Annotated in this window: 19 protein-coding genes; 5 read left to right on the top strand and 14 right to left on the bottom strand. The window is 72.2% G+C overall.

The window, feature by feature from the left end:
* Window positions 1–122: 122 nt before the first annotated feature.
* Genes WMF28_RS34880 through WMF28_RS34870 form a run of 3 tightly spaced genes read right to left on the bottom strand, consistent with a single transcriptional unit; the run spans window position 123 to window position 2,424 of the window.
* Window positions 123–1,697, bottom strand: a complete 1,575-nt coding sequence (locus tag WMF28_RS34880; protein WP_437597846.1) for a protein kinase — start codon at window positions 1,695–1,697, stop codon at window positions 123–125.
* Entirely contained in the window at window positions 1,691–2,194 is a 504-nt protein-coding gene (locus WMF28_RS34875) for a hypothetical protein (protein WP_437597845.1), read from the bottom strand. Before WMF28_RS34875 ends, WMF28_RS34880 begins: the two co-directional genes overlap by 7 nt.
* Window positions 2,191–2,424: a hypothetical protein gene (locus WMF28_RS34870; RefSeq protein WP_437597844.1), complete on the bottom strand. Its 234-nt coding sequence runs from the start codon at window positions 2,422–2,424 to the stop codon at window positions 2,191–2,193. Before WMF28_RS34870 ends, WMF28_RS34875 begins: the two co-directional genes overlap by 4 nt.
* Window positions 2,425–4,692: 2,268 nt before the next feature.
* On the opposite strand from WMF28_RS34870, the gene WMF28_RS34865 reads away from it, so the two are divergent.
* On the top strand, window positions 4,693–5,535 hold the full coding sequence (locus WMF28_RS34865; protein ID WP_437597843.1) for a hypothetical protein: 843 nt from the start codon (window positions 4,693–4,695) through the stop codon (window positions 5,533–5,535).
* Between the two features lie 257 nt (window positions 5,536–5,792).
* Here the strand turns inward: WMF28_RS34865 and WMF28_RS34860 are convergent, their stop codons facing one another.
* Both WMF28_RS34860 and dnaB read right to left on the bottom strand, forming a co-directional pair.
* Entirely contained in the window at window positions 5,793–8,633 is a 2,841-nt protein-coding gene (locus WMF28_RS34860) for a hypothetical protein (protein ID WP_437597841.1), read from the bottom strand.
* A gap of 78 nt (window positions 8,634–8,711) precedes the next feature.
* Window positions 8,712–10,214, bottom strand: a complete 1,503-nt coding sequence (gene dnaB, locus WMF28_RS34855; protein WP_437597840.1) for a replicative DNA helicase — start codon at window positions 10,212–10,214, stop codon at window positions 8,712–8,714.
* 382 nt (window positions 10,215–10,596) lie between these two features.
* Between dnaB and WMF28_RS34850 the strand changes: the two genes are divergently transcribed.
* Window positions 10,597–11,535, top strand: coding sequence for a PfkB family carbohydrate kinase (locus WMF28_RS34850; RefSeq protein WP_437597839.1), 939 nt, complete (start codon window positions 10,597–10,599; stop codon window positions 11,533–11,535).
* A gap of 149 nt (window positions 11,536–11,684) precedes the next feature.
* Here the strand turns inward: WMF28_RS34850 and rplI are convergent, their stop codons facing one another.
* From rplI to WMF28_RS34820, 6 genes are all read right to left on the bottom strand, one after another.
* Window positions 11,685–12,137 carry a 50S ribosomal protein L9 gene (rplI, locus tag WMF28_RS34845; protein ID WP_437597838.1) on the bottom strand — a complete coding sequence of 151 codons (453 nt, stop codon included), beginning with the start codon at window positions 12,135–12,137 and terminating at the stop codon, window positions 11,685–11,687.
* Between the two features lie 10 nt (window positions 12,138–12,147).
* Window positions 12,148–12,468, bottom strand: a complete 321-nt coding sequence (gene rpsR / locus WMF28_RS34840; RefSeq protein ID WP_437480642.1) for a 30S ribosomal protein S18 — start codon at window positions 12,466–12,468, stop codon at window positions 12,148–12,150.
* Between the two features lie 3 nt (window positions 12,469–12,471).
* Window positions 12,472–13,008: a 30S ribosomal protein S6 gene (gene rpsF / locus WMF28_RS34835; RefSeq protein ID WP_437597837.1), complete on the bottom strand. Its 537-nt coding sequence runs from the start codon at window positions 13,006–13,008 to the stop codon at window positions 12,472–12,474.
* A 112-nt stretch (window positions 13,009–13,120) separates the two neighbouring features.
* Window positions 13,121–13,792 carry an aminoacyl-tRNA hydrolase gene (gene pth / locus WMF28_RS34830; protein ID WP_437597836.1) on the bottom strand — a complete coding sequence of 224 codons (672 nt, stop codon included), beginning with the start codon at window positions 13,790–13,792 and terminating at the stop codon, window positions 13,121–13,123.
* Between the two features lie 147 nt (window positions 13,793–13,939).
* The gene (locus tag WMF28_RS34825) at window positions 13,940–14,617 is read right to left on the bottom strand and encodes a 50S ribosomal protein L25/general stress protein Ctc (protein WP_437597835.1); all 678 of its coding nucleotides are present in this window, start codon (window positions 14,615–14,617) and stop codon (window positions 13,940–13,942) included.
* 167 nt (window positions 14,618–14,784) lie between these two features.
* Window positions 14,785–15,747 (bottom strand): ribose-phosphate pyrophosphokinase, encoded by a 963-nt coding sequence (locus WMF28_RS34820; protein WP_437480630.1) that lies wholly within the window; start codon window positions 15,745–15,747, stop codon window positions 14,785–14,787.
* A gap of 146 nt (window positions 15,748–15,893) precedes the next feature.
* Between WMF28_RS34820 and ribF the strand changes: the two genes are divergently transcribed.
* From ribF to WMF28_RS34805, 3 genes are read left to right on the top strand one after another with little or no spacing between them, the layout of a single operon-like run.
* Window positions 15,894–16,895 carry a riboflavin biosynthesis protein RibF gene (ribF, locus tag WMF28_RS34815; RefSeq protein ID WP_437597834.1) on the top strand — a complete coding sequence of 334 codons (1,002 nt, stop codon included), beginning with the start codon at window positions 15,894–15,896 and terminating at the stop codon, window positions 16,893–16,895.
* Window positions 16,896–16,925: 30 nt separating this feature from the next.
* Window positions 16,926–19,100, top strand: coding sequence for a DUF4912 domain-containing protein (locus WMF28_RS34810; RefSeq protein WP_437597833.1), 2,175 nt, complete (start codon window positions 16,926–16,928; stop codon window positions 19,098–19,100).
* 57 nt (window positions 19,101–19,157) lie between these two features.
* The gene (locus tag WMF28_RS34805) at window positions 19,158–20,126 is read left to right on the top strand and encodes a hypothetical protein (RefSeq protein ID WP_437597832.1); all 969 of its coding nucleotides are present in this window, start codon (window positions 19,158–19,160) and stop codon (window positions 20,124–20,126) included.
* A gap of 9 nt (window positions 20,127–20,135) precedes the next feature.
* On the opposite strand, the gene WMF28_RS34800 is transcribed toward WMF28_RS34805, so the two are convergent.
* The 3 genes from WMF28_RS34800 to WMF28_RS34790 all read right to left on the bottom strand — a co-directional run bounded on the left by WMF28_RS34800 (window position 20,136) and on the right by WMF28_RS34790 (window position 23,574).
* Window positions 20,136–21,131 carry a hypothetical protein gene (locus WMF28_RS34800; RefSeq protein WP_437597831.1) on the bottom strand — a complete coding sequence of 332 codons (996 nt, stop codon included), beginning with the start codon at window positions 21,129–21,131 and terminating at the stop codon, window positions 20,136–20,138.
* 75 nt (window positions 21,132–21,206) lie between these two features.
* Entirely contained in the window at window positions 21,207–22,625 is a 1,419-nt protein-coding gene (locus WMF28_RS34795) for a protein-disulfide reductase DsbD family protein (RefSeq protein WP_437597830.1), read from the bottom strand.
* A gap of 61 nt (window positions 22,626–22,686) precedes the next feature.
* Window positions 22,687–23,574 (bottom strand): tetratricopeptide repeat protein, encoded by an 888-nt coding sequence (locus WMF28_RS34790; protein ID WP_437597829.1) that lies wholly within the window; start codon window positions 23,572–23,574, stop codon window positions 22,687–22,689.
* Between the last annotated feature and the right edge of the window lie 229 nt (window positions 23,575–23,803).

The raw sequence follows: 23,803 nt of genomic DNA, 5'->3' as shown, positions 1-23,803 counted from the left end.
GCGTTGTCGTCCGTCCGCGGGGCAGCGACACCGTAGGCATCGAGCCCGTCCCCACACGCCGTCAGCACAACGGCGACACTTACAAAGCAAGCGCTCGACCGCATGAGAACCCCTTCAGCTGCTCAGTAAAAGTCCTTCTGACAAGGGATCAGGCCGTCGCAGAGATCGAACTCCTGGGCCGGCGTCTTCATGGCCTGCCGTGCGGGAGCGGCGGGGCGGGTCGCGCGACGCCGCGGCGGGACCGGCGGCGGGGCAGCCTCGGGGAGCGGCTCAGGGCCTCGAGCGAGCGGTCGAGCGGGGTGCGGCGGAGCGGCTCGAACCGCAGCAGCCTGGACAACCGGCCCCAGGCATATCGCGGCTCGGCGGGAAGGTTCGCGCCAGAGGACCGCGGCCGCGCTGCCCAGCACGAACGCCAGCGCGAGCACCGCGCCGTACCAGCGCGCGCGGGAGCGTCGCTCCGGTGTGGTGCTTGAATCTCGAGAGGTCGAGGGCGCTGGCGCGACCAGCAGCAGCGGAGGAGGCGGAGCGATCGAAGGCGCCGGCGGGACCGGCAGCGGCGGATGGAGGTCCGGGAGCTCGGGCGCTGGAGGCGCCGGCGGTACGACCGGGGGCGCGTGGGTGACGTGGTCCCGCGTGTCCCGCGGCGGTATCGCGCTCTTGAGCGTGTCGGGCGTGCCGGGAGGGCGCGGCTCGGCGAGCGGCGGCGCGTGGGTGGCGTGGTCCTGCGCGTCCCGCGGCGGCGCGCTCCTGGCCGTGTCGGGCGCTTCGGACGGGCGCGGCGTGGGGAGCGCGCTGGTTCGGCCCACCTGTTCACCCGAGCCGAGCGGCTCCGCCTCGTTCTCCACGGAGATCGGCGCTCCCTCGTCCGGCTTGCGCCGAGCGCCGGACGGCGCGGCGAAGATGTGCGCGTGCGAAGGTTCCGGCGGCTCGCCGAGCTCTTCCCACGCGCGGGCGAAGGGCGTCAGAGCAACGAGCATCTTTCGGACGCTCGGGTGCCGTCGCTTGGGGTTCTCCTCGAGGGCTCCCTTGATCATCATCCGAAGCATCAGCGGCATCCCGACGGGGAAACTCGTGGGCTCGGTCCACGTCGACAGGGGGCGTCGGCACAAGAGCTCGTACATGACGGTGCCGAAGCCGTAGACCTCCGCGCGAAGTCCGATGCGTCCACCGGAGAACCGCTCCGGCGGTGCGTACCCGTACGGATCGCGCAGAGCATCGTCTGGGCCGAGCTGAAAGAGCCGCACAAAGCCGAAGTGCGTTATCGCGTACCGGCCTTCGCCCACGACGAAGACACGGTCCGGACTGAGGGCGCCATGGATCATGGAGCGCTCATGAGCGCGCTCGAGACAGCGGCCGATGGCGATCAGCTTTTGGAGCGCGGCCGGCCCGAGGTCCTGCCCGCGCATGGCGTCGAGGAGCGGGACCGCGTCGCGGAGCACGGGGGTCGCTGCCCACGCCACGGAGCCGCGCACCCCCCCGTAGAGCACGCGGACGATCTCGGGGACCTCGTCGGAGAGGCGCTGTAGGCGCGCCAGTTCCTCGGCGAAGGCGCTCTCCTCGAGGCCCGCGCCCTCGTGGACGTGCAACCAGACGAGGTCTCCCTTGTCGCCGACCTGCCGCGCGAGGAAGTGACGGACCAGGCCGCGTTCCTCGTTGAGCAGCTCGTGGCCTTCCCAGATTTCACCCGCCGCTACCATACGAGCTGGACCTCCGCGCCGGCGCCTCGCGGGCGGATCTCGGCCTTCCGCGGCCAGACGACGTAGACGATCGTCGCGGCGCCGAGCGCTGCGCCGGCGACGATCGCAGCCGAGCCCAAGCCAGGGAACAGGCTTGCTCGTGTGTCGGCCGCGTCCGCTTCGTCGTAGACTTGGCGATACTCCGGGCTGCTGTGGAGCATCGAGCCGTCGTTCAGGCGGGCCACCTTGGCGATTGTTTCGCGCTCAGCGGCGTCGCCGGCCAGGTGAAGGCCGACACCGGCGCCGAGCAGGGCCGCCGAGGCAGCCGCGCCGGTGCCGATGATCCACGGGTTGCGCGTCCGCGCCGGGGCAGCCTTCGGGGTCCTGAAGGTGAGCGACACGTGCTGCGACTCGCCGGCCGCCACCTTCACGAGCTCACGGGCTACCTGCCCCTGCTTTCCCGTCGCCGTGACCTCGTGCTGTCCGGGCGCGAGGAAGACGGGGCCGCCCGCGCTCACCTCGCGACCATCGGCGAGGGCTCGAGCTCGTTGACCTGCGCCCAGTACGCGCGAGCGCGATCGAGATCGAGCCGCTTGGCGGCCTTCTCCGCCTCGTCGATGAGCTCCTGGACCTCGCGGGACCGCGGGGGCGGGTCCGCGGCCGCGGCTTGTAGGGGGAACGTGGAGGCAAGGACGGCTGCCAGGGCGGCCGCCTGCCGTGGATGGCCTGCTGGAACAGAAGCACGCACGGTTCGCCTCGGCGCACTCGAGGGGGACCACAACGCCGCGCTGGCCCAATCCAGTGCGGCGTTGCTTTTCATACCACCGTGACGGTGCAGCCGGGCGCGCAGAAGCGCCGCGCGTTCCGCGCGATGTCGACGCGAAGCATTGCGCACAAGCGACGAAAATTCTCTCGGCGGGCCGCAAAAAGCATCGCAACGGGAAATGCCTCGCGTCTCGGTCGTGACCGCGCGTGAGGTTCGGCGTCGAGGTCCTCGAGCACGAGCCCGGTCGGTCGATGGTGACCTCATTCCCCTGGCCGCGCTCGCGAGCCGTGCGGGTGACGCGGAGCATGGGCGCGAGCTCGGCACGGCCCCCTCCGCCGCTGAAGCCGCGGCGATCGCGGAGTACGCCGGCGAGCCGGTGCCGTCGTGCCATGGTCAAGCGAAATCGTCGTGGGGCAGCGGATTCTGGACGAGGACTGTTCGCCAACCACTTGGTTGACGAACCGCTAGGCGGAGGGGCGTTTCAGCAGCAACGGACGCGCTGGCGAAGGACCTTGCATCGTCACAGGCCCTATCCGATACGCCCTATTTCAGCGTGTCGCGCCTGACGATGGGGTGTCAAGTCGGCTCAGGTAAGGTGTGCCTCGTGCATCAGATTGGCATACCCATACGTGGTCAGGATCGTACGCGGTAGCACCTCCAATAGATACAGGCGGGGCCGCTTGCACACTCGGCAGCGCGTCGAGGAACTCCTCGCTCCCCGCATGCCATCGAAAGGACCACCTCGTCATCTCGGAAGGTCTCGGGTGATTCGCGTTCCGGCGTTCGATGATACGGCCTCGCGTGTGGTGATACCAACCATTGAGCCGTTTGGCCACGTACAGATCCCCTGTGTGTGAAAACCATGCAGCGAGCTCAGAGTCGGCATTGATCGCGTTGACGAACACTTTAACTGGCGAGAGCCACTCTTGCGATAGCTGTCGTAGGAGAAGCTCGTCAAAGCGTGATAGTAAGAGCTTGTGGCCTACCCGTCTGGGAAAGAGTCCGGCATGATAGCGCCCAAGGTTGGCCAGCTGCGGGTGGAACATGCTCCCAGATGCACAGAACCTGGAAAAGGCAACGGGCGAGCGGCGGCACCACAATTTCCAGAGCGTAGCCGCGAGAGCTGTCTCGAGCTTCGACCATTGGACCACAGGCGGCTTGCGTAGCAGAGCATCCGCGACATCGAGGGCGATGGCCCTGCCTGGGCCGGGCCCTTGCGGAGATGCTCCGGCGGCGTCTGGGCTGAGATCAACGACGAACAACGCGCGCCCTCGCTCGACTACGGAAGCACAGATCCGACAGAGGCTCATCAGGCCGTCTGGTGTCGGCGGAAGCGCCACGCAGACCGGCGGCCCATCAGAACGCGCAAGCTCTTCATTTAGATCGGTAGACGGCTCTCCACCAAAGTATCTGATGCGCGCAGCGCGATGACGTTTCGGGTCGATTCTTGATGGCCCCAGCAGGAGACTGTCATCGTCGACCACGACCGGGGATGCAACCTTGGCTAGAGCCGCTCCGGCAACCCCGCCCATGGCAACGTAGACTGCGCCCTGGTTCAGCTCATTCATCATCTGAATCCGCACGATCTGCATTTGCACGCTGGTGGGTAAGGTGCGCCCGATTGGCAGGCTTCAAGGCAGCTTTTGCACGATGTATGGCGCCATTTGTCGCAGCCTGGATATCCCGTGATGCACCTGCCGCCGATGTCCTGGCAATCGACGAACATGTCTGTGCATCTCTTGTCGGGCGTGCACCCTGCCATCTGCTCAGTGGCGCCGCTCCCCACGTCGTCACCGTTTTCGAACCGGTCCCCCGTAGCTGCTGACCCCGGTGGGTATGGGGCTGCGGCCCCTGTGCCTTCCGTCCCCCTGAGATAGCACTCACCCAGGAGGCCGCCGAGGGGTCTCGACCTTTCCGGCCGCTCGTTCGGATGCCCCCCGCGTGGTCTCGACCCATCGCGAGGCTCGTCTTGAGCCGATGGCCTGGTCGGGACCACGCCGTTTGTATGAAAAAATTCATTTCTTTTGATCGGGACCTGTTCCCGGGCCGAAAAGATCCTCCGCGGTCGATCGCGACCTGTCCGCGGCCTCGCAACGAGCGCCGGCGTTGGTCGTGACCTCCGTGGCACCTCCTTTTCAGGCGGCCGGGTTGGTCTCGCGCCGTCGGAAACCTGCGGTCCTCTTGACGGGCTCTGCCGCTCCGCCGTCTCCTGACCGGACACGCTGTACCCCGGACGAGGAGGTCTATGCGATGTTGAAGCACCTGATGATCGAAGAGATGGTCGCGCTCTTGGCCCCGTGGGTCGAGAGCGCGCAACGGAAGCGGCTGTTCCTCTCGATACCCGAGATCGCCGGCCTGCACCCGAAGGTGATCACGGCCCACGAGGCCGTGCTCGCGGTGCGCCCGAGCAAGGCCGGGCCATCGGCCAGGATGAGCGCCTTGAACGAGGAGGTCGCGCGGGTCGACGAGCGCCACGATCACCTCGCCAGGGCCGTGTGCTGGGGCATCGACGCGCACCGCGAGCACTGCCTCGGAGAGGACCCTCCGGAGAGAGGGCGCGCCGCGACCTGCGACCAGGTGCAGCCGAAGCTGTTTCCGAGCGGGCTCACCATCATCAAGGCCTCGCCGACCGCGGAGGCGGGTAACACCGCGCGTGTCGCCCGGCTCCTCGATGAGGAGCCGTCGATCGGCGAGTTCCTGAAGGGGATCCCGGCGGCCGGGAAGACAACGCTGCTCCACACGACGCAGCGGTGGATCAAGACGGGCAAGGAGCTCGAGGCGATCGAGCACCAGCGGGACGAGCTCGCCGCGAAGGAGAAGACGGCGCCGGTGACCAGGGCGACGATCGCGGCGGCGCGCAGCCAGTGGTTCCGGGTCGTGTCCGCGGTGCTCTCCAACCTGGAGCTCTCCGATGCGCCGGCCGAGGCGATCGAGACGATCCGAGGGCCCGTGCTGAAGGCCTCGGAGCGGGCCGGCAAGCGGTATGGCGGGGCGACCGCGGGCGAGGGGTCGAGCGTGGAGGAGCCGAGGGAGCCGGCGGTGGGTGAAGACGAAGAGGAGGCGAGCGCGGGGGACGGCGATCTCGTGGCCTGAGCCGGGCCCGAAAGCGCCGAGAGCGACGCGCGTTCAGGCCCTGGCTCTACTGCGGGAAGTCGGGTCGGGAGGCGAACCGCCATGACGCCAAGGGCGCCAAGAAACCAGGGAAATAGGAGGGGAAAATGCGGGGACGGCGCTTCCTCTCTCCTCTTGGCGGCCCTGGCGCCTTGGCGGCTTTTCTGCTGATCCGGGGTAACCTCCCGCCGTCGTGCCAGCTCGCGTTCTCATCGAGCGAGCCACGGAGTTCGCCGCGCTCACGGCTCCACCGCACGGCCGAGGGAGCGGCCATCGCCGTCGGCGTCGATCCAGAGCGGCGCCGTCATCGCGAACGGCAGGATCTCGCCCGGATCCCCGGTGAGCACCGGCTCGAGCGGCCGCCGCCCCCGGACGATCGCGACGACGAAGGTGTCTTCGGCAATGGAGATCGCGCCGTGCGCGGTCTGCCCGGGCCGCTGGTCGCCGGGCGCACCGCCGTCGCGGGCGCCCGGCCGCGGCGGTCGCCGCCCGCCGCCGGCTCCGAGGACGACGGGGATCGCGATCTCGTCGAGGAGCGCGCCCGCGGGCGTCGTGCGCGCGCCTTCCAGGGGGATCGGCGCGCCGCTCGCGACGCCGCCGACGAGCACGTGGAGCTCGCGCGCGTCGACCCAGGGGGCCCGCTCGACGCGGATCGAGAGCGACAGCGGCCCGCCCCGGGTCCCGCGCCGTGCCGACGCGACGCCGCCCTGGCGCGTGTCGCCGAGGCGCATCGTCACGAACGGACCGTTCGTGATCACGACGTCGCGCCGGCGCCGCAGGCCCGCGACGAGGTCGGCCGCGTCGAGCCGGCCCGGATCATCGTCGGCCACGGCGATGTACGTGCGCGGGTAACCCGCCTCCGCGCCGTGCAGCCCGTGGGTGTCGCTCGTCGCCGTCGGCGTGACCGGGTGGGACGCGCGGAGCAGCGCCCAGAGCTCCTCGAGCGCGCGGTCCCGCGCGGCAACCTCGCGCCCGGTCCAGACCTCGACGGCATCGGCGCCGGCGCCGTCCCCGACGATCTGCGCGAGCAGGCTCGGGCCTGGGTCCGGCGCGCCCTGCGGCGCCCCGGACGCGTGCAGCGGTGAGCCACCGCCGTGCAGCGGTGAGCCACCGCCGTGCTGCCGGCTCACCTGGACGACGCGCTCGCCGGGCAGCGCGCGCACCTCGCGGAGGATCTCCCCCGCGGTCTCGTCGACCCACCGCAGCGCGCCCTCGCGGGGCGCGGCCGCCTCCGCGCCGAGCGGGAACACGCTGAGGCTCCCGATCCCGGCGCCGCTCCGGCCGCTCGTGAGCTCCACGCCCGGGAGCATGCGCAGCTGCGACTCGAGCCCCAGGAGGGCGATGTCCCGCCGGAGATCGGAGGCGAGGGCGAGGTTGTGCTCGCTCGTCACCGCGCACTCCACGCCCTCCGCCAGGTTCGACACGATCCGCGCGGTCATGTCGACGCCCGCGTCGGCGCTCTGCGCGGTGTGCTGCCGGAGGTCGCAGGCGATGTAGCCCGACGTGTCGACCACCCGCTCCAGCGTGAGATCGAGCCGCGACCTGCCGCCGTCCGCGATGTCGACCATCGCCTCGGCGAGCGCGTACTCGGGCCCGCGCGAGGCGACGACCCGGAACCGCCCGGGGGGCAGGGGGATCTGGAGCTCGCCCGTGAACGTGAGCCGGGGCGGCGATACGGCCTTGCCGCTCGTGGCGTCGACGAGGCTGACCTTCGCCGGCGTGAGCGGACCGAGGAGCTCCGGGTCCTCGGCCGGCTCCGGGGCGCCGCGCTCTTGCAGCTGGAGGTCGAGCCGGCCGGCGCCGGAGAGCGCGAGCCGCGCGGGGGCGATCTCGCCGGCGCGGATCCGGATCCGCGCGCTCCCCAGCGCGCGGCGGCCGCTCCCTTCGAAGCCGACGAGGTAGAGGCCGGGCGGGGCCTCGGCGGCGAGCGGCGCGTCCTCGCCGGTCCGCAACCACAGATCGAGCGCGCCGGCGGCCGGCGCGGCGCCGTCCTCGGCGATCGGGGTCAGCGTCGCCCTGCCGGCGAGCGGCGGGAGCGGCGCGCCGCGGGCGTCCACGAGCGCGAGCGCCACCCCGCCGGGCGCGCCGCCGCCGAGGAAGAAGACCTCCGTCGCGACGGCGAGCGAGTCGCCGCGGGGCGCGATCGCGAGGACCCGCTGGTAGGCAGCGCGCCCGCCGGGCGGCAGCGCGGCCTGCCGGGCGAACGTCGCGTCGCTGAAGCCGGCGCCGCTCCGCGCGCGGATCGTCGCGCCGTCCGCCGGGACGAGCGCGTACGCGACGCCCGCCCCGACGCCGGCCAGGTACGGCGCCTCGTGATCGCCGCGGTGCCCCGGCGCCACGCCGGGCGCGACGTGCTCCGCCGACCCCCAGTGGACGACGTCGCCGAGGTCGAGCGCCTCGACCGGGCGATCGCCGTCGTTCCGGAGCGACGTCGCGATCACGACCGCCCGATCGCGCGGCCCGAGCGTGTAGCGGGTCGTGACGGAGAGCGCGCCGCCGGCGAGCTCGCGCCCGCGCACCTCGCCGCGCGCCTCGATCCAGGCGGCGCCGTCCTCGCCGGCGCCCGTCGCGATGTCGCGGTAGAGCACCTGCCGCGGCGGCGCGCCGATCCGCGGGACGATCTGCCCGAGCTCGTCGCGCCGCGCCCGCGCGTCCGCCGCGTCGATGAGGTGGCCGCCGCTCTCGGCGAGGCCAGCCCCCGGGCCCAGCTGATCGACGACCACGGCGATCTCGTCGTTCTCGAGCACGTAGTCGCCGCGCCGCCCCGCCGCGAGTGGCCCCGAGAGCGCGTCCGCGGGCCCCGTGATCCGCCGGACGCGCGCCGGCCGCGCCGCGCCCTCGGCCCTCGGGCAGAGCTCGCCCTGCTCCCCGCCGCCGTACCCCCACCGGCAGAGCATGCCGAGGCGCCCGGCCGCGCCGGAGGACACGACGACGCTGCCGCCCTGCACGGGCGGCGCGCAGGTCGCGCAGGCCAGCGCGAGGGCGGCCAGGCCCGCAGGGCTCAGGGAGCGGCGCGCCGTGCGCCAGGCGCGCGGGGGGAAAGCGGGGGAGCGGAGGGACCTCTCGGGCGAGCGGATCATCGGTGCTGTTCCGATGCACGGCCGCGGCGCGGCTTGGGTCAGGACCGCTCGGTGGCGGTCACGCCGCCGGCGGCTCGTCTACTCGTCGTCCGCCATCTCCGGGTAGTCGCCGGGCGCGAGGTTGTCGAACCGGGTGCACGACGCGGTGAACCGCGTCATCACCTTGCCCGTCGGCCCGTTGCGCTGCTTCGCGACGATGAGCTCCGCGATGCCTTTGTGGTTGGTCGTCTCCGGGTTGTAGTACTCGTCGCGGTAGATGAAGATGATGTTGTCGGCGTCCTGCTCGATCGCGCCGGACTCGCGGAGGTCCGACAGCTGAGGGCGCTTGTCCTTGGTGGTCCGGGTCTCGACCGCGCGGTTCAGCTGGGAGAGCGCGATGACCGCCACCTTGAGCTCCTTCGCGAGCTGCTTGAGCCCGCGGGAGATCTCGCTGATCTCCTGCTCGCGGCTGTTCACGCCGTCCCGCCCCTTCATGAGCTGCAGGTAGTCGATGACGACGAGCCCGATGCGCCGCCCCGAGCTGCCGTCGCTGGGCCCCCGGTCGTACTCGGCCTGGATGCGCCGCACCTTGGCGCGCAGCTCGAGGAGGGTGATCGCCGGCGTGTCGTCGACCCAGACGGGCAGGGTCGAGAGGAAGGACGCGGCCTCGGTCAGGCGGCGCCAGTCGTCGGGCTGCAGGAAGCCCTGGCGGAGCTTGCCGAGGTCGACGCGGCCCTCGCAGCAGACCATACGTGTCGCGAGCTGCTCGCGCGGCATCTCGAGCGAGAAGACGGCCGCGCCGAAGCCGGGCTCGTGCCGCTCGATGCCGTGCCCCGCCTGGTCGGGGCCGGGGGAGCTCACCGTGCGCGGCGACGCCACGTTCACGGCGAGGTTGAGGACGAACGACGTCTTGCCCATGCCGGGGCGCGCGGCGATGATCGTGAGGTCGCCGTCGTGCAGGCCGGCCGTCTTGGCGTCGAGCTTCTCGTACCCGGTCGAGATGCCCGTGATGCGGTCGCCGCGCTCCGCGGCCGCGGTGATCTGCTCGAACGCGGCCTTGAGCACCTGCGCGAGCGGCTGCGTCGCCGTCCCCTGGGGCGTGCGCGCGAGCTGGTAGACCGACTGCTCCGCGCCGTCGATGAACTCCTGCACCACGCCGACGTCGCCGTACCCCTCGGCCGCGACGCGCTGGCACGTGGCGATGAGCTGGCGCACGCGCCACTTCTCGTAGACGACGCGCGCGTGCGCGCCGACGTGCGCGACCGCCGGCGTCGCGTCCGCGAGCTGGGCGAGGTACGCCGCGCCGCCCACCTGGGCAAGGCGCTCCCGATCGCGCAGCCAGGAGGCCACCGAGACGATGTCGAGGGGCGTGCCGGCGGACGCGAGCTCCTGCGCGGCCTCGTAGACGCGGCTGTTCGCCTCGCTGTAGAAATGCTCCGCCTTCAGGATCTCGAGCACCCGATCGAGCGCGTCGCGGTGCAGCAGGATGGCCGAGAGCACCGCCGCCTCGGCGTCGAGGTCGTGCGGCGGCACGCGTCCGGCGACGATGGGAGGCTCGACCCTCTGAGGCCGCTGGCCCCGGCGATCCATCATTCTCATCATCCGTGCATCTCCTCCCCACCGATTACCCCCATCCCGCCCCGAGCTTTTCCACAGGCGTCGAAATGGGCGACGCCCCGAAGGCGCAACGGTCCTTCGGGGCGTCGGGTGCAGGGTCGATTTCCGTCTATCAGAACATGGGCAGCCCTGAGAAGGGTTTCTGTTTGCATTGCAGTGAGCGTTCGTGCGGTGGGCATCCCAATGCAGGTTCCACGTTCGAGGGGCGCCGCTCCGATCGCGGGGGAGCGACGCGCCGAGGCGTTGCCGAGCGCGGCAAGGTATGGAAATCGAGTAACCCCGGTCTCATCGGCATTTCCTTTCCCGCTTGACTCAGCTGCGATGACGCTTCGCGCCCGGGCATGCGCCGTCGCGGGGAGCCGCCATTGTGGATCACAAAACGCGTCAAACAAGGATTGAACCCACCGAAGTGGTCTGCGTGGGTGAAGCGCTGTGGGACCTCTACGCGCCGGAGGGCGTTCCGCTGGAGCGGGCAAAATTGCTGCGCCGCGTGGCGGGGGGCGGCGCGGTGAACACCGCGACGGCGCTCGCCCGGCTCGGCGTGCCTTCGGGGCTGTGCGCCGCGCTGGGCGACGACGCCCTGGGGCGCGGGCTGAGGGATGAGGTCGCTGCGGCCGGCGTCGATGTGGGCCGGCTCGCGCTGGGCGCGGCGCGCACCGGGCTGATGTTCGTGGCGATCACGCGCGGCGAGGCGCGCTTCGCCGGCTACCGGCAGGGCGAGATCGAGGCGCGCGCGCTCGCCGCGGCGCTGCCGGCGCGATGGCAGACCCGGGTCGTGCATTTCACCGGGATCGCGCCGGTGCGCGGGGCGATCGGCGCGCTCGCGCGGGCAGCGGCGGGCGCTCGCCGCGAAGGGTGCGCCGTCTCGGTCGACATCAACGCGCGCCCGCGGATGTGGCCGCGCGCCGGGCGCGCCGGGCCGCATCCGGGGGCGGACGCCGGCGTGCGGGGCTGCTTCCGGCTGTTCGCGCAGGCGGACGTCGTGAAGTGCAGCACCGGCGACCTCGACGTGCTGGGGATGACGGCGCGCGCGCTCCGCGAGCGGCTCCGGCCCGAGGCGACGCTGGTCGTCACGGACGGCGCGCGGGCGACGCTCGTGCTCGGCCCGGAGGGCGAGCGCGCGATCGCGCCGCGCCCGGTCCGGCCGATCGATCCGACGGGCGCGGGGGATGCGTTCTGCGCCGGGATGCTGGCGAGCCTCGTGTGGGAGGAGCAAACGCGGTGGGCAGACCCGGCGCTTCTGCTGCGCGCGGTGGCGCGAGGGCACGACGTCGCGCGGGCGTGGGTGAGGCGGAAGCGCGGGTGAGGCGGGCGTGGCGGCGGGAGCGCGGGCGAGCCGCGCTTTGCGGACGAGGTGGAAGCGCGGGCGAGCCGCGCTTTGCGGACGAGGTGGAAGCGCGGGCGAGCCGCGCTTTGCGGACGAGGTGGAAGCGCGGGCGAGCCGCGCTTCCGGCGCTACTTGGCGGCGACCGTGACCTCGACCGACGCCGTGATGGACGGGGCAAGGCGGATCACGACGGCGTGCGCCCCGAGCGTCTTGATCGTGTCGGTCTCGATGCGACGCCGGTCGACGCTGAAGCCCTGCGCGGCGAGCGCCTCTTCGATGTCGCGCGCCGTGACCGAGCCGTACAGCTTGTTGCCCTCGCCGACCGGGCGGCTGATGGTGAGCTTCACCTGGCTGAGCTTGCCCGCGAGCTGCTCCCCCTCGGCGCGCGTCTTGGCGGCCCGCGACTCGGCGACCCGCTTCTCGTGCTCGATCCGGGACACGTTCTCGGCGGTGGCGCCGATCGCGAGGCCGCGCGGGATGAGGTAGTTGCGCGCAAAGCCGGGGCGAACCTTCACGAGCTCGCCGCTCTTGCCGACGTTGTGGAGGTCCTCCGTGAGGACCACATGGATGTGGATTGCCATGATCGACCTCCTACGCCGTCACGGTGAACGGCAAGAGCGCGATGTTGCGCGCGCGCTTGATCGAGAGGGTCACCTTGCGCTGGTGGCGCGCGCAATTGCCGCTGATGCGGCGCGGGACGACCTTGCCGCGCTCGGAGATGAAATACTTGAGCGCCTGCGGGTCCTTGTAGTCGATGATCAACGCCTTGTCCGCGCAGTAGCGGCAGACGCGCTTCCGGCCCGTGCGGCGGCGCCCCGGGGCGTCCGCGTTCAGGTCGGGCGTGCGACCGAAGTCGCGATCGTCGTAGTCTCCGCCGCCGTTGCGGCCCATGTCACTGTTGCGGCCGTTCATTGCTCAGCTCTCCTCCTCGTCGGCGGCGCCTTCCGTCTCGGTCTCTTCAGCCTCGTCGACGTCCGGCGGGGCCGCCTCGGAGCTCCGGTCGATGCGGCGCTCCGGCTCGATCAGGCCGAGCTGACGCTCGCGCGAATCGTCGCGGTCGTCCTCGAGCGGCGTGAGCTCGAGGCGCTCGAACTTCACGTCCTCGTCGGCGATCGTGACGTCCTGGGCCTCGACGTCGTTGCGCACGAGCACCGTCTGGTACTTCAGCACGCCGTCGAAGAGGCGCAGGTTGCGCTCGATCTCGGAGACGACCTTCCCGCCCCCGAGGTACTTCAGGTACACGTACACGCCGCGGCGGTGCTTGGCGATGTCGTACGCGAGGCGGCGGCGCCCCCACGTCTCGACCTTGGTCAGCCGGCCGGACTCGCGTCCGACGACCTCGGCGAGGCGCGACCCGATCTTCTCGGCGCCGTCGGCGTCGATGTCGGGTCGCAGGATGTAGATGGTCTCGTACTCTCTGGCGCGCCCGGGCGCCGTTACCTGTCGGCTCATTCTTCGGTCTTCCCTCTCGGCCTGTGGCCCCGGGGCGACGCCCCGGAGCGAGGAAAGGAGCAGCTTGTCGAGCGACGCACCGGCGAGCTCGGCAAGCTGTCTCCGTCGAGGATCAGGGCTTCTGCGTCGGGGGGAGGGGATCCCTCTCTCCCTTTGCGGCAGGGGCTGGATCTGTCGACCCGTCCCCTTCGCCCTTCTGCCTCTTGCCCGGCTTGGGCCGGGTATTTCGAACGTTCATCGCGGCGTCGAAGCCGCGGGCGGCGACTTCTAGCACACTTTGGACGGCTTGCTTCAAGCCGTCGGGCAGGCCCGCGCGCTCGACGGCGTCGAACCCCGACAGCACGTAGTCCGCGACCTCGCCCCGGTAGCCCGCCGGCGGCCGCCCGATGCCGAGGCGGACGCGCCCGAAGTTGCCGGTGCCGCAGTGCGAGATGATCGAGCGCAGCCCGTTGTGTCCCGCGTGCCCGCCGCCGACCTTCAGGCGAACCGCGCCGAAGGGCAGATCGAGCTCGTCGTGGAGCACGATCAGCGAGGACGGCTCGACCTTGAAGAAGGCCATCGCCGGCTGCACGCTGCGCCCCGACTCGTTCATGAAGGTCATCGGCTTGAGCAGGATCGCCGGCTGCCCGGCGATCTCCGCCTTCGCGTGCACGCCCGAGAACTTCTCGCGGAACGGATCGGCCCGGACCTCGTCGGCCAGCGCGTCGATGGCCATGAAGCCGACGTTGTGCCGGTGAGCGGCGTATTCCTTGCCCGGATTTCCCAGGCCGACCACGAGCAGCATGACGAGCGGGTTCTGCTGAGTCCCTGGAATCGGAGCAGGCCGGGCCAGCCGAGCCGGCGGCGACGCGCGGGGACGGAGCGCAGGGCAGGGCGGGCCGCGCGCGCCTCGTGGTGCCGAGGCGAGGGGCGGCCCGCTCCCGCGCCGGGGCTACTTCTTGTCCTTCTTGTCGCCAGCGCCGCCCTTCGCGGGAGCGGCCGCGGCGCCGGCCGGAGCAGCGGCCGCCGCCGGCGCGCCGGCAGCGGGCTTCGCCTCTTCCTCGGCGCCGGCCTTCTCGGGCGCGTTGACGACCGCGATCGTCTGTTCGTCCGCGAGCAGGGCCTTCACGCCCTCGGGCAGCTTCAGCCCGCTGGCCTTGTACGACTCGCCCATGTCGAGCTCGGTCACGTCGATCTCGATGAACGACGGGATCTTCTCGGGCAGGCACCGCACCGGGATCGTGCGGAAAATCTGCTGGAGGATGCCGCCGGTGACGACGCCCTTCGGCTTGCCCACGCAGCGGAAGGGGATCTGCACGTCGACGGGCTGATCGAGCTTCACCTGGATGAAGTCGGCGTGGACGAGCTCCCGTGAGATCGGGTGGTAGTCGTAGTCGCGCACCATGACGGTGAGCGTCTCGCCGTTCTCGATGGCGAGCTCGACCACGGAGTTCTTGCCGTGGTCGGAGCCGAGCACCTGAAGGAGCGCCTTCGGCGAGACGGCGACCGACTGCGGCGCGAGCTCGCGCCCGTAGGCGATGGCGGGAATCTGTCCGGCGCGGCGCAGGCGGCTCGACGCGCTCTTGCCGCTATCCTCGCGCCTCGTGGCGTTGAGCTTGATGATCTCCATGACGACGGCTCCAGAAGTGTTCCGGAGGCCCGCGGTGCGGTCCACTCCGGCGTAGGGTGCGGCGCTATAGCAAAACGAAGAAGAGAAAGTCGAGCCTTCGTCGCCGGGCGACGCATTTTGTTGCGTGAGCGCGGGGCGACAGGGGCGCCCGCGCGCCCCGCCGCCGGTCAGACGAAGAGCGAGCTCACCGAGTCCGAGTGGTGGATGCGGCGGATCGCCTCGGCGAGCAGCCGCGCCACCGAGACGACCTTGAATTTACCGGAGGCCCTCGCCTCGTCCGAGAGCGGGATCGAGTTCGTCACCACGACCTCGGTGAGGGGGGAGTCCTTGATGCGCTCGACCGCCGGACCCGACAGGACCGGGTGCGTCGCGCAGGCGGCGACGCTCCTGGCGCCCTGCTTGATCAGGGCGTTGGCGGCGTTCACCAGGGTGCCGGCGGTGTCGATGAGGTCGTCGAGGATGAGGCAGTGCTTGCCGGACACCTCGCCGATGATGTTCATGACCTCGCTCTCGTTCGCTCGCTCGCGGCGCTTGTCGATGATGGCGAGCGTGCCCTGGAGGCGCTTCGAGTAGGCGCGGGCCCGCTCCACGCCGCCGGCGTCCGGCGAGACGATGACCACGTCCTTGCCGTAGTGCTCGCGGAGGTGATGCTCGAGCAGCGCCGGCATCGCGTACAGGTGGTCGAACGGGATGTTGAAGAAGCCCTGGATCTGCCCGGCGTGCAGGTCGAGCGCGACGATCCGGTTCACCCCGGCGGCGACGATGAGGTCGGCGACAAGCTTCGACGTGATCGGCGTCCTCGGCGCGACCTTCCGGTCCTGCCGGGCATAGCCATAGTAAGGGATGACCGCCGTGATCGAGCCGGCCGAGGCGCGGCGGAGCGCGTCGACCATGATCAGGAGCTCCATCACGCTGTCGTTCACCGGCGAGCAGGTGGGCTGCACGACGTAGGTGTCGACGCCTCGGACGTTCTCCTGGATGACGCAGAACGTCTCCCCGTCGGAGAAGCGCGATACGCGCGACTTCCCCATCGGTTGCTCCAGAACCTGACAAATTTCCTGGGTGAGCGCGAAATTGGCGTTGCCGGAGAAGATACTGACTCTCTTAAACACGGCGCGCCTCCAGCCCATTTACGGGAGCGCGGCTCTATCAGTCGGGCATGGACACGTCAAGCGACTCTGTACATCGGACGCTTGGCTGGACAGGCGTATCGTGCCGGGCGACTCCCCTATCCGCCGGCTTTTCGTTCGGCGCTGCTTCGGGTTAGGTAGCGGCTGTGGAGTATTTTGCTGCCGCCGCAGGCGGGCAGGATGGGCGCGCCGCGGTCGGGCCGCGGGGCAGCCTCGTCATCATCGGCAACTTCGACGGCGTCCACCGGGGGCACCAGGCGCTGCTCGCCGACGCGGCGCTGGACGCCGAGCGGCGGGGGCTCGATCCCGTGGCGCTCACGTTCGCGCCGCATCCGGCGAGCGTCCTTGGCCGCACCCCGCCGCCGACGCTGACGGCGCTGCCGCGCAAGATCGAGCTCATCCGCCGCGTGCGGCCGGCGATCCGGGTGGAGGTGGTGACGTTCGACCGCGCGTTCGCGGCCCAGACGCCGGAGGAGTTCGTGCGGCGCGTGCTGCTCGATCGGCTCGCCGCGCGCGTCGTCCTGGTCGGCGCGAACTTCCGGTTCGGCCACGGGCGCGCCGGGGACTTCACGACGCTCGGCCGCCTCGGCGAGGATCTCGGCTTCGAGACGCGATCGCACCCGCTCGTCGGCGACGCCGAGGGGGCGTGGTCGAGCACCCGCGTCCGCGCGGCCCTCGCGCGCGGGGATCTCGAGTCGGCCGAGCGGATGCTGTCGCGCCCGCACATGCTGTCCGGCGTCGTCGCGCAGGGGGCCCGGCGGGGCCGGACGATCGGCTTCCCCACCTGCAACCTCGACGAGATCGAGGAGGCGCTCCCGCCGTTCGGCGTCTACGCGACGCTCGTCGATCGGGTGACGCCGTCGGGCCGGGCGATCGCGCTCGCCCGCGGCGTGGCGAACCTCGGCGTCCGGCCGACGGTCGAGCCGTCGAGGCAGGCGCGGCCGAACCTCGAGGTGCACCTCTTCGACATCGACGAGGATCTCTACGGCGCGGCGCTGCGGGTGCACCTGATCGCCCGGCTGCGCGAGGAGCGGCGGTTCTCGGGCCTGCCGGAGCTCAAGGCGCAGATCGCGCGCGACGCCGAGGCTGCGCGCGCGCGGCTCGCGCCGCTCGCCGAGGATCCGGCGGCGGAGGGCGCCTTTCGCTGAGCGGCCCCGCGACGTGGGCGAGCGCAGGATGTGGTAGCGTCCACGGCGATGGAGCGCCGGGAGCTCGACGGGCTGACGCGGGAGGAGCTGATAGCGCGCGCCGAGGGGCTCGGGGTGCCGCGGCCGCGCGTGCTCACGAAGGCCGAGCTCGTCGACGAGATCCTGGCGCGCTCCGCGCAGGGCGAGCCGGAGCGGGCCCGCCTGCGCGGCTTCCTCGGGCGGGCGCGCGATCTGCTCTCGCGCGTGGTCGAGCGCGGCCTGCACATGCCGGAGACCGCGCGCGCGCTGCGCGGCGAGGCCCCGCCGGAGCAGTGGCCGCCGCCCCCGCCGCGGCCGCGGGCCACCACGACGCTTGCGGAGATCTACGCGTCCCAGGGGCATACGGATCGCGCCATCGCCGTGCTCGACGAGCTCCTCGCGCGCGAGCCGGAGCACGAGGAGGCGCGGCGGCTCCGGGAGCGGCTGCTCGAGAAGGCGCAGCGCGCGCAGGGAGAGGGCGCGGAAGCGCGAGGCGCGGAGGAGGACCCGGAGGAGGAGTACGCGGAGGAGGAGGACGCCGGCGCAGACACCGAGGCCGCGAAGGACGCTGGCGTCGAAGCCGCGGGCGCTCCTGCGGCGGGGGACGCCGGCTCGAGCGAGCCGATCGAGCCCCCCATCCCGGGCGAGCAGGATCGGCAGCCCGAGCCCGTCTCCGTAGCTTCCGACCCCGCCCCGGCGCACCCGCCGCGCGATCCCTCGCCAGCGGATGCTCCTGCGCCGGCGGCGATCGCGGAAGGCGTCGCCGCGGGCGCGGCCCTCGGCCTGGCTGCGGCCTTGCAGGACGAGCGCGCGGAGCTGCCCGCGCGGTACAACGTCGACGAGGTCGTCGGCCTCGCGGTCGATCCGGAGACGCTCTACGTCTACTGGGAGGTGCGTCCCCGGACGCTCGCGCGGGCGCGCGCTCGTCGCGCGGAAGGCCAGCTCGTGATCCGCGTGGTCGCGGTGCTCCCGAGCTGGGAGCGGCCGGTGGTCGCGCAGCGGGATCTCGCCATCGACGCGCTCTTCGGCGACATGTTCGTGCGCGACATCCCGGCCGGCGCGCACCTCCGGATGTGCACGGGCTGGCTCGACGGCGACGTGTTCGAGCCCTTTGCGGTGGGCCTCGAGGTCGCTGCGCCACGCCCGTTGCCGGTCGCGCCGAGATCGCGTCCGCCGGAGCCCGAAGCTTCCGCACAGGCGGCGCTCCAGGACGAGATCCCGGCGGACGGCCCCACCGCACCGACGATCGACGCGCAGCCGCGCCTCGAGGGCGCCGCCGGCGATGCGCCGTCCCCGGCGTCCGGCACGCTCGACGTGTCCGGAGCGTCGCCGCCAACTTCAGGTGCGAGCGATCAGGCTGGGGGACCCGCCGCCGCGACGCAGGCTGCGAGCGCGGATTCCCTGACCGCGCCTCCACCGGCGCCGAGCGCGCCGGCCGCGCGCAGCAGCGCGGACACCGGGGCGGCCGCGGCGGCGCCCGCCGGCGGCAGCGATGTCGCCACGCAGGCTGCCGCGCCGGCCGCGGGCCGTGACGCTGCTGCGGAAGGTGCCGTACCGGCCGCGGGCCGTGACGCTGCTGCGGAAGGTGCCGTACCGGCCGCGAGCAGCGACGCCACGGCGGCCCCCGCGCCCATGTCGAGCAGCGAGACCGCTCCTGGCGTTGCCGCACCGGCCCCGCCCGGCGGCCCCGCTCCCGATGTGGTCACGCCCGGCCCCAGCGCAGCGATCCCTGCGGCACCGGCGCTCGTCTCGCCGAGCGAAGGGCCCGCCCGCTTCCCGACGGGAACGGCGCCGACCCCGGAGGCGCTCGCGCAGGCGGTCGCGGCGACCCGCGGTCCGTCGAGCGAAGGGCCGCCCCGCTTCCCCTCGGGAACGGTGCCGACCCCGGAGGCGCTCGCGCAGGCGGTCGCGGCGACCCGCGGCGGGTCGAGCGACCTTGTCCGGGGGGGCGGCCGGGGCGCCGGGCCGGGGTCCAGCGGTCAGCCCCACGCCAGCGAGGCGCTCCGGCGCGCCGGACCAGGGCCCAGCGGTCAGCCCCACGCCAGCGAGGCGCTCCGGCGTACGGGACCAGGGCCCAGCGGTCAGCCCCACGCCAGCGAGGCGCTCCGGGCTCGGTCCCTCGGCGGCGGAACCCAGCTCTGGCGAAGCTTCGCCACCCGGGCGCGCCCGCCTTCGGGGAACCGCTGAGCGAGCCGGACGACCGGCTCACGCAACTGGCGGCGCGCGGTGGTCGACCCAGCTCGGGTGCAAACGAACCACCGATCCATCGCCAGCTCCGCTCTCTTCCTCCTCGGCGCGCTCGCCTGCGCCCTATCCGCGCCAGCCGCGCGCGCCGAGCTCCCCTCCGACGATGAGCCCACGGCGTTCGACCCGCGCGTGGACCGCCTCGACGCCGCGCCCCACGAGCTCTGGGCTCCGTCCCCGGGACGCGCGCAACCGCTCTCGGTCTCGCTCCAGCTCGGCCTGGCTCGGCTCGACGGCGGCGAGCGCTCCGTCAGCGGCATGCTGCTCGCGAGCATCCCCCTCGAGCGGCTGTCCGAGCGCCCCGGCGCGCCCCCTCCCTCCGCCATCGCCGAACCCGAAGCGCCTCGGCTGAAACCTGCCCCTCCGAGCCCGCCCCGCGCGGCGCCGGCGCCCGCGCTCCCGGAGGCACCTCCCGCCGCGCCGCCTGCCGGGGTCGAGCCGCCGCTCCCGCTGCCGGTCCGGGTCACGCCGGCCATGGCCCGCGCCATCGTCGAGGCGGCGCTGCGGCAGTCGCGCCTCCTCGATCCCGAGGCGCGCATCGACGCCATCGCGTCGCGCGCCCGGACGTCGTCGCTGCTCCCGGAGCTCCGCCTCCGCGTCTCGCGCCTGATCGACGAGGCGGAGAAGCTGGCCCCCACCGAGTACGATCCGGCGCGGAGGACCGCCTCCGGCGGCATGAGCCTCTGGCTCGAAGCGCGCGCGACCTGGCGGCTCGATCGCCTGCTCTTCGCCGACGAGGAGATCGCCCTGGAGCGCCTCCGCCGCGAGCGCGCCGAGCTGCAGGCGAAGCTCACGGCGCGCGTGCTCGAGCTGCTCTTCGCCTGGCAGCGCGCCGTCGCGCTCTCGGCCGACCCGGGCCGGAGCCCCGAGGAGCACCGCGCCGCCACGCTCGCGGCGATCGAGGCCGAGGCGTCCCTCGACCTGCTCACAGGCGGCTCGATGACCCGCTGGCGCGCCGCGCGCAAGTGAGGCCGCGCGTCACAGGAGGGTCTGCGAGAGCGTCACCTTGCGCCTGCCGGTCCCGGTGTCCCCGTCGGTATCGGTGACGCTCACCTCGACGTCCACGACCTTCCCGAGCAGCTCGTCGATCGTCCGCTCCCCGTCCAGTCGGAACCGCAGCCCGGCGAGCTTGCAGAAGCCACCCTCGTCCTGATCCAGGGTGAAGATGACCTTGAGCGGCTCGATCGCGTACCCGAGCTCGGGCACGACGCCGTTCACCACCGTGATCGAGCCGGACCGCCGGAGGTTCTTGAGCCGGATGGCGACGAAGATGTGGAACCCGCCCTGCGGTCCCGCTTCCACCTGGACCTCGTCGAGATCCTCGAGCGCGAAGTAGTCGGCCTGCCCCTCGCCGACGGCGACGACCGGCGCTCCCCCGCCGGACGGCTTGCAGGCGTCCGGCTCGGCGTCCGCGTTCCACGAGGCGCTGTACGGCTCGAGCCGCCGGGGATCCACGTCGGGGACGCTGCAGCCGCCGGCCACGCAGGTCTGCGGCGCCGGGCACGTGGGATCCCCGGGCGCGACGGCGCACTCCCGCTCGAGGCGCACGGGGAGCAGCAGCGTGCGGCCGCCGATCACCCGGGTCGACGCGGTGCGGACGAGCAGCGGCCGCTCCGCGTCCTCCGCCCCGAACGCCTCCAGGGAGATCTCCACCGCCGTCCCGTCCTCGAGATCGCTGAAGAAGAACTCCCTGGGGAAGAACAGCTGCCCGCTGTTCTGCGCCAGCTCGTCCTCGCGGAGCAGCTCGCCGCCGGCGCGCAGGGCCACGCGCATCCGATCGAGCTCGACCCCGGCGCGCAGCTCGCTCGTCACCCCGATCACCACGGTCCCGGTGGTCGGTCCCGGAGGAGCGCCGCAGCCGGCGATGACCACGAAGCAGAGCGCGAGGGCGGCGAGCAGGAAGGGGCGCAGGGTCGTGGCGACCCGATTGGCCCCGGAGTAATGCACATGAAGGCGGGAAGGCGGGAAGATCATTGACCTTTCTTCCCGCCTTCCCGCCTTCATGTGAAACCTCTCTGGGCAGATGACAGCACCACCGCAGGTGCGGCGCTACTGGATGCCCTCGAGCGCCGCCAGGAAGACCTCCGGGCCGACGAAGTCGTTGAAGCGCTTCCGCTCGGCCCCGGTCGAGTCGTAGATCACCACCGTGGGCAGGCCCACGACCCTGTACTTGCCCTTCACCGCGTCGATCTGCGGATCCTCGTCGTCCGTCGCGTCGACCTTCACCGCGACGAAGTGCGCCGCCTTGGCCATGACGCGGGGATCCGAGAAGGTCTCCTTGTCGAGCTGCTTGCAGGCGCCGCACCACTCCGCGGTGAAGTCCACGAGCAACGGGCGCTTTTCCGCCCGCGCCTTCGAGACGGCCGCCGGCTCCTCGTGCAGCCACGTGAGCTGCCGCGGCGCGGCCTCGCCGGCCACCGCCGACGGGACGGGCGAGGCGAGCCGCGGCAGATCCAGGCTCGCGACGAGCAGGAAGCCGCAGGTCACCGTGAGCGCGATCCCGAGCCCCTTGCGCGCCTTCACCCCGGAGCCGCCGTCGTCCCAGGAGAGGTGCACGGCGCCGAGCACGAGGCCGACCACGACAAGGCCCGCCATGACGGCCATGAACACCGGCGTGGGCTGCGCGAGCGACGACAGCGCCGGGAACGTCGTCTTCAGGAAATAGAGCGCGACGATCAGCATCACGATCCCGAAGAACGACTTCACCCCGAGCATCCACTTGCCCCCCTTCGGCAGCGCGACGGCGAACGCGCCGACGAGCCAGAACGGCAGGCCGAGCCCGATGGAGAAGGCGGCGCCGACCAGCGCGCCGAGGCCGATGCTCTGGGTCTGCCCGATCCAGAGGATGATGCCGGTGAGGACAGGCCCGGTGCACGGCGCCGCGACCAGGCCGCTCACCAGCCCGAGCAGGAACGCGCCGCCGTAGCCGATGCCGCCGACCTGCGAGAGCCGCTGCATCAGGGTGTCGGGCAGCGTCATGTCGAACGCGCCGAACATGGAGAGCGAGAGCGCGATGAACACCCCCGCGATGCCCACGATGACCCACCGGTTCGAGAGCACGCTCCCGAACAGGCTGCCCGTGAGCGCCGCGACCACGAGCATCGTCGTGAAGAGCACGACGATCCCGAGCACGAAGCTCGTCGAGAGCAGCATCGCCTCGCGGCGGGACTTCGCCTCCCGCGCCCCGAAGATGCTCACGGTGATCGCGATCATCGGGTACACGCAGGGCGTGAGGCACGTGAGCAGGCCGCCCGCGAGCGCGGCGAGCCCCGCGAAGAGCGGCCCCGCCTGGAGACCGCGGGTGAACAGATCCGGCTGATCCCCGGCCGCGGCGAGCGCCGGGAACGCGAGCACCGAGAGCGCGGCGAGCGCCGCCAGCGCGCGCCCGAGCGCGCCGGCCCCGCCGCGCTCACGATCCGCCGGGACAGCGCCGGCGTTCCCCTTGAAACGAGTCGAAGCGGTCTTCACAGAGGTTCTATAGCAAAGCGATCGCGGTCGTGCGGCGCGCCGCCGTCCGTTCAGGCCGGCCTCAGCGCTCCGGGAGGGACCCCAGCGTCCGGCGCGCGGCCTCGATCTCCCCGCCGAGCGCGATCGCGACCGCGGCCCTCCCCGAGGTGCTCCGCTGCACGAAAGCTTCCAGGTATTTCTTGGCCTCGCCCCAGCGACGGTCGAAATAAGCCATCTGCCCGAGCACGAACCGGCCGTACCCCTGGCCCGCCGGCACCGCCGAGAGCCGGTCGATCAGCGTGCCGAGCCCCTCCACCGTCTCGCCGCTCTCGCACTGCACGACGGCGAGGTGCCCCTGGTAGAGCGGTTTTTCCCGCGTGCCCCAGCGCGCCGCGCGCGTGAGCGCGCCGATCGCCTCGTCGTACCGGCGCGCCAGGTGGTACACGCTGCCCAGCGTCCACCAGTGGAACGCCCTCCGGCTCGCCGGCCCCGTGCGCGCCGCCAGCCGCAGGTGCCCCACCGCCCCCTCGATGTCGCCGAGCGCCTGCTTCGCCCGCGCCGCGTCCTGGTGGGCGACGTCGCGCAGCACGCCGAGCGCCAGGACCTGATCCGCCACCTCGGCCGCCCGCTCGAAGCGGCGTGTCTCGAAATAGGCGAGGTAGAGCTGCCGCAGCAGCATCGCCTGCGTCGTCCGGTCGAGCGGCCCCCGGAGCGACAGGCCCCGCCGCGCCCAGAGCGCCCGGGAGCGCGGCGTCTCCGCGCCCAGCGCGCGCCGCAGCATCTCCTCCGAGGTCAGCGCCGGCGGCGGCGCGCGCCGGCGCGGCGCATTGCCGGCCCGCTTCTCTCGTGGAGCGTCCCCCCCGCTGCCCGCAACGGTCGTCGCCGTCGACTTCGTGCGGCGCCCCCTGGAGCCCGTACGGACGGATCGAGCGCCGTCCACGCTGTCACCGTGCTCGCTCGCCTTGCGCACAAAAGCAATCCTAACAGACCTGCACACGCGTTCCAGCAATACGCGAGCTTTCCATCTTGACTCGGGCCGGACCGGCGCTCGGCCCGGTTTCAGGCGGCCAGCGGGGGGTGGCCGGATCTGGACATGGAGGCGGGAGGCTGGAAGAAAATATCAATGATTTTAAATGCTTGCCGCCTTCATGGGAATCGCACCGGGGCCCACAGGGCCACCCCCGCCAGCCGCCGGTTTC

Source organism: Sorangium sp. So ce590 (assembly GCF_051521365.1).
GTDB lineage: Bacteria > Myxococcota_A > Polyangia > Polyangiales > Polyangiaceae > Sorangium.
Note: the sequence above shows the minus strand (reverse complement) of the source record. Positions and strands in the feature narration are given on the sequence as shown.